1 protein-coding gene is annotated in these 1,704 nt (G+C 38.1%); it reads left to right on the top strand.

Annotated elements, in window-relative coordinates; all coding sequences use genetic code 11:
• Window positions 1-450 precede the first annotated feature (450 nt).
• A complete protein-coding gene (locus A3IE_RS22380; protein WP_020397259.1) occupies window positions 451-1,386 on the top strand; it encodes a GIY-YIG nuclease family protein in 936 nt (311 codons plus the stop codon).
• Window positions 1,387-1,704 lie beyond the last annotated feature (318 nt).

Here is a 1,704-nt window from a genome sequence, read left to right as displayed (position 1 = left end):
GTGTTATTGGAGTACTGGGTTTTCTATTTTTGGTGGGGGCGCTGCAAATGAATGGATGAAAATCATTCGTGCTGTAACTTTGCAAATGGCATCATCGATGCTGTTTGAAGTTGCAACTTAATTGATTGCGATACTGGACAACCGCTTTGGCTGGTAAGGACATACAAACGCTCTCAGTGGAAACTTGATGGGTTTTGCTTGAGGGTAGTTTAGGGGTAATGAGAGTGCGGGAGCTATATACCACAGTTAGTAGGGATGGGGAGATTAAATGATTTTGGATTTTTGACTGGGCGGTATATAATTATTCAATATAAGCAAGTATCGTTGATTGATGGTCTACATAAATCAATCTTCACTGAAAAAAGAACAAGCTTCATTTTTTCGAGTTAGGCAGAGTTTGGAACAATATATTATACCAAGCTTCCATCTAATAAGCTGTTATAGAACATCATGACTACCTTCGCCCATAATACTGGTTTTGTATATGTTTTAACTAATCCATCTATGCCGGATTTAGTTAAAATCGGTTTAACCTCAAACTTGCCAGAAGATCGTGTTAAAGAGCTTTTTAATACAAGCACTCCAACAAAATTTGATATCGCTTATCGTGCGGCAACTTCACGATACAAAGAAGTCGAGAAGAAAGCGCATCAAATTCTAAGTGCTTATCGAGTAAACCCGAAACGAGAATTTTTTAAGGTAGATAAAGAAGTTGCAATAAAAGCTGTTCAAGAAGCCTTAATAACAGAATCTGGCATAAATGGCTGGAGTTCGCCAGAACCACATAATCTAATGGTTGGTGATCGTATTACGTTAACTTTAGAGGAAGGACAGGTTTTTGCATTAATTAACTACAACGACATGGCTTCAATTATAAATAACAAAGCAGACATAATTGATCTATGGCAGGTTTACTCTGATGGTGATACTCTCGATATTCATGTTACTAATTCACCAAATCACATTTCTGGCTTCAGTACTGATGACCCTGACTATATAAATGATCCAGTACCATATCTCAATAGAGATAAAACCATTAAAAATCTTGATATAAATGGTCGTGAGAGGTTATTGCCTGGAGAAAGGTTGGTATGGATTCCAAGACCCAATAATCTTAATCAGCAAGGTGTTATTTTTGAAGCCCAAGGATATTGCCAAATAGTTAGCAGGACGTTACAAATAAAGACAACTATTGATGGTTATCCACTACTTTTAAATGACTTCTCATATAAAACTATATGGAGAGAAGCAAAGCTTATTGTTCATCAAACATTAGAGCTAGATGTACCAAATTATTGGGTTTCTCGGCATGATATTATTGAAGCTATTGGTAAAAAACACCCATCTTCAGAATACTGGCTTCCGCAACTCATCAACAAAAGATGATAATTTCTAACAAGTATGTCGATGCCAGTCGCGTTGACAGCCCGTGACTCCGCCCAACTTACTCCCTACCGGGCCCGTCACATATGACGTAACCCCCTTGTTATCTAATACTAATTCTATCATACTCAATTCTTACTAATCGTCTTACTGAGGTACTGATTATGATGGCTGCTACCGTCAGATTGTCCAGCAAAGGACAAATTGTTATTCCCAAAAAAGTGCTGGATGATCCTACCCAGGAATAGTGGACACCTCGAAAAGCGAGTATTCTCAGCAAACGAGGTGAAGAATGAGCACGAAACAACCTGGCAAGAAAGC

It is taken from the genome of Thiolinea disciformis DSM 14473, assembly GCF_000371925.1.
Taxonomy (GTDB): domain Bacteria; phylum Pseudomonadota; class Gammaproteobacteria; order Thiotrichales; family Thiotrichaceae; genus Thiolinea; species Thiolinea disciformis.
Note: the sequence above shows the minus strand (reverse complement) of the source record. Positions and strands in the feature narration are given on the sequence as shown.

Excerpts from the sequence above, each read along its gene's own strand:
- A3IE_RS22380 (WP_020397259.1), top strand. The coding sequence starts at position 451 with ATGACTACCTTCGCCCATAATACTGGTTTTGTATATGTTTTAACTAAT.